Source organism: Limnoraphis robusta CS-951, from assembly GCF_000972705.2.
The window spans coordinates 21,702-26,626 of sequence record NZ_LATL02000080.1 but is presented as its reverse complement, the minus strand read 5'-3'; the positions used below and the strand labels follow the sequence as shown (position 1 = coordinate 26,626).

Genomic DNA, 4,925 nt, shown 5'->3' with positions numbered 1-4,925 from the left:
CCGCCAACTCAGCCTGAACCGCCAACTCAGCCTGAACCGCCAACTCAACCTGAACCTCCAACTCAGCCTGAACCGCCAACTCAGCCTGAACCGCCTACTCAGCCTGAACCTCCAACTCAGCCTGAACCTCCAACAGAACCCTCTGAGAACTTACCGCCTGAAGCCAATAATCAAACAGAAACCATTATTAATGATGGAACTCCCTCGGTTATCCCAAGGTTAACGGCGACAGACCCCGATGGTAGTATTAACTTCTACAGCATCACCGATTTACCCCCCAATGGCACCCTATTGATCAACGGTGAAGAAGCGACTTCAGATCAAGTTGAACGTCTAACACCCTCTCAAGCCGGACAACTGACTTTTGAACCTGACTCTAACTTTACAGGTGATGTCAGTTTCACTTTCACTGCGACTGATAATGAGGGTGCTGTTTCTAACATCGCGACTGTACGCCTAATTGTAGAAGAAGATGATTCCATTCCTCGGGGTGAAGTCATTGATGATGGCGGTTGTGACTGTCCTCCCTTACCCGAGTTTGGTGCAGTTCCTCTACCTGAACGTATAGGATTGATTCCCAGTGCGTTTAATGCCTTTGGTAGTATTGATGGTACTGATGAAAGTGATATCTTACCCGGTTCACTCGGTAGTGATCTGGTCTTTGCCTTTGCCGGAGATGACCGCATTGAAGGCTTTGAGGGCAATGATATCGTCTATGGGGGCGTTGGTGATGACCTCAAGTTTGGCGATGAAGGCAATGATTCTCTGCTTGGAGGCGACGGTAACGACACGCTAATTGGCAGTAACGGCACTCAAGACTTGGCAGCCTCCGCTAACTTTGAGAACGATGATTTTCTCTATGGCCACGCTAACAATGATTTAATTCAAGGTGGCCCCGGCGCTGACATGATGTATAGCGGTAAGCAAGATGACTTCTCCTATGGCGGCAAAAATGATGATATGGTTTGGGGTGATTTGGGAACGGACACCCTCTACGGTGACGAAGGCAATGACACCCTAGTTGGCGACACTGCTGATGAAAATGAAGTTGAACCGCAACGGGGTTTACCTGGCATGATCGATTTCATCTGGGGTGGTGCAGGTGATGACTTGATCAATGGTGGTCGTAGTAATGATACCCTCAGTGGGGGTGTTGGTAATGATACGGTTCGCGGGGGGAAAGAAGATGATCTCGTTTATGGTGAAGTCGGAGATGACCTGATGTACGGAGATTTGGGCAATGACCAACTCTGTGGCAATGAGGGTAACGATACGATTTATGGTGATATCAACGACAACGAAACCTTTAGTACAGTTCCCGGACGCGATACAATCTGTGGCGGTAGTGGTTCGGATCTGCTGTTTGGTAATGAAGATAATGACCGTCTCTGTGGGGGAACCGAGAGTGATACTCTCTATGGCGGTTTAGGGGAAGATACTTTAGCCGGAGAACTTGGGGATGATTGGTTGTTTGGGGATGAAGGTAATGACCTGATTTCGGGTGGAAGTGGTAGTGATCGGTTTATTCTGTTCTCCGATAGTGGTACGGACACCATTCAAGATTTCCAACTGGGTACTGATTTCATTGCTTTGGGCGGGGGTTTAAGCTTTGATGATTTAACTCTATCCCAAAGTGGAACCACGACGGTTATTAGTCTTGACTCTCAACAGTTGGCTATTCTCAATGATATACAGGTGACGGCTTTGACGGAAAGTAGTTTTATTGCTTTTGTCGGCTAACTGATCATTGTGACAACGGCGATCGCTGAATTGATTGTACTGATTAATTCACGCGATCGCTCTTGTGATCGTATTTCCACCAACAAAAAGAGATTCCTTGCTGGGGGTATTGTATCCCAGGCTTCTAACTATCAGATAGAAAAAATGCTGATCCGATGCCCAAATTTCCGTTTTTTAGATGTCAAAAGCAAAACTCTCAGGATATGTTGCGAACAGTCGTTGAGTGAACTACCGACACTAAATCGAAGCGATTATAGTGTTGGCTTCTAATATCGCGGGGGAATGCCTTAGAACGGACTTGCGTCCCAACTTCGGTCTTACTTCTATTATATAGCTTTTTATACATCAAGATATAACAAAACGTAAGTATTTATTAATACATCAAACCCTTCTTTTGTCAAGATATACTATGACAGTTTATGAACTGCCATACGTGAAAACACGGATAAAGATCAAGAGCGGCTATACCTGTAAGTGATATTACTGAGAAATCAGTGAATCAGATACACAGCTCGGTTACACTGATAAGGGAGTTGTACAGATGAGCAAGCTAAAGTTGAGCGATCGCAGCAGTTTTCCACTTCACTTGAAGCAAAAACTGTAGAAGCTGATCGCAAGAATCTCTGTAAACCAAGAGGTTTGAGGTTCGAGCTTAGATTTTCACGAAACCTCTAAATTGTGATTCTTAAAAAAAACCTCTAAATTAGTAATATTGGGTTGTTTTGATCGGTAAAATTAAATCAATAAAGCTGAATTAATTCACCCTATTATTTTCCGCTTGAAACAGACAATTTAAACGCCGGAAAAACATCTGAGAAACTTTTAATTTTTCAGAAATTTATCTCTGCTTGAAACCCTCAAAAAAGACTGACTTGCCGGCAAACAATTAGCAAAAGAAGCTAACACTTCTGCAATCTGGGAGTTCTACAGAACACCCAGCCTCGGCTGAAGTAAAAATAATCCACACCATTAAGATCATCCTCTGCAAATCTTTCAGAGGAGAGTCTCTGTTGAATCTAGTTTTTATTAATTAATCGAAATGATGTTTTCAGAATCAGGCAATACTCAAGCTTCCTACTCTACAATTTCTCAACTTCTAGGGAAGAATCCGGAATCTTTTAAAAAGTCTCCAGAAACATATTCTTCGATTTCAATAGCCGCCCGCAAAACAGAGGTTATTGTTATTGTTGATGCCCAAGTAGAAGATTATGAGAAGTTACTGAAAGGCATTGTACCCAGAGTAAAGGTGATTCTCCTCGACTCTACTGAAAATGGGGTGAAACAGATCACTCAAGCTCTCGGGGAATATAAGGATCTCTGTGAAATTCACATCATTTCTCATGGTTCTCCGGGTTGCTTACAACTCGGAAATACTCAACTCAGCCTTGATACCCTCAACCTCTACGCAAACTCACTGCAAACCTGGTGTGCAAACAGCTTATTACTCTATGGTTGTAACGTTGCAGCCGGAGACGCCGGGATTGAATTTATTGAAAAACTCCATCAAATTACCGGAGCGAAAATTGCCGCTTCAGCCAACAAAACAGGTAACGCCGCGTTAGGTGGAGACTGGAATTTAGAAGTCAAAACCGATGAATTTGATGTAACCTTAGCTCTAAGCTCAGAAGCGATCGCCAACTATAACTACACTTTACCCCTTCCGATTAGTAATCTCAACACGGAGGAGCAAGACGCTCCAGACAGCACCATTACTAGCGGCACAGTCACTTATAACTTTGGGGTAGGTAGTAACCTGCAAATCACAAGCTTTGAAGATGAAAGCCGCATCCAATTTCTATCAGCAGGTAGACTTGACGAGTTTGAGTTGAAGCGACTACCCAATAATCAAGTTCAGGGTGATCGACAAGTCATTTGGTATCAACAAGGAGATAATAGCAACAACACAACGATTAATCTAGCTCCGAATCAGGCTGAATCTACTACCGATCAGGAAGCGATGGAAATCGCTTTGTTTAGTGAAATTATCAACCGAGGCACAGATAATATTTTCGCTAACCAAGACAACGGAGATGGAAACATCAACAATATTGAACGAGTTGATTACATCTCGACAAGAGGTTTAACCATTCCTGAAAACAATCTAGATGGTATCGGTTTTCTGATCCTGGAGAGGGGAGGTAATGATTATTTCAAAATAGCTGCGATTACCGAATTAGATTCAAATACTGGTGAGCCGACTGCGTTTGGCCCTTTACTTTCTTTTGCGGGAGATGATTGGGGTGAATCTGATACTGGATTTAGCACAAGAGTTCTGCGTCAAGAAGAAGGTCAAGATAGTATTGCCTCCACACAAATCTCAGAGCAAAATATTGCGGGTATTTTTATCAGCTACGAAGACTTGTTAGGTGAAAATGCTGGGGGTAATGAGTTTTTCGGCTATGCTCTGTTTCCCCCAGATATCGATCAGGACAACGACTTAGTTGGATTAACCAATTTTCCGACCACAACCTCTGATAATAGAGGCCCTGCGGATCCGCTAGGAGGGGGTTTAGACTTAGTTGGAGGGGGTGTTGTTTATCGACGCAAAGATGTTAATTTTCCTCCTGTGGCTGGAGATGATACAGCGACAACAGATGCCGGGATACCAGTTCCTATTAATGTTCTAGAAAACGATAATGACCCCGGCAATAATAGCCCTGAACCACTCAGTATTGCTGATATTACACAGCCAGCTAACGGTACTGCGACTCTCGACGATAATCAAATCATCTATACACCCAATCCGGGATTTAGTGGTGAAGATACCTTTGTTTACACCATTACTGATGGTCAGGATACAACCACGGCGACTGTTACCGTTACAGTTAATCCTCCTGTTAATACCCCACCGGTTGCTAATCCTGATAGTCAAACCACAGCATCTAATAGCGAAATCAGCTTCAATATTACCAACAACGACACCGACAGCGATGGTAATATTGACCCGACAAGCGTAGACCTTGACCCAGAGAGTGCCGGACAACAAACAAGCCGAATCATTCCCGGAGTTGGCAGCTACAGTGTTGATAATACAGGGCTTGTTACCTTTGTTCCCGAAACAGGGTTTACGGGAAACTCAACGATTAACTACACCGTACAGGATAATAACGGTACGCCCTCAGCTCCCGCAGCGATTAATATTACAGTTAATCCTCCTGTTAATCCTCCTGTTAATACCCCACCGG

General features: G+C 43.8%; 2 protein-coding genes. Both read left to right on the top strand.

Annotated features, from left to right (window positions below):
* Positions 1–1,740, top strand: a 1,740-nt coding sequence (locus WN50_RS07035) for an Ig-like domain-containing protein (RefSeq protein ID WP_049558550.1), incomplete at its 5' end; no start/stop codon positions are given.
* A 1,039-nt stretch (positions 1,741–2,779) separates the two neighbouring features.
* The coding region (locus WN50_RS31325) for a DUF4347 domain-containing protein (protein ID WP_200906231.1) at positions 2,780–4,925 on the top strand (2,146 nt) is incomplete at its 3' end.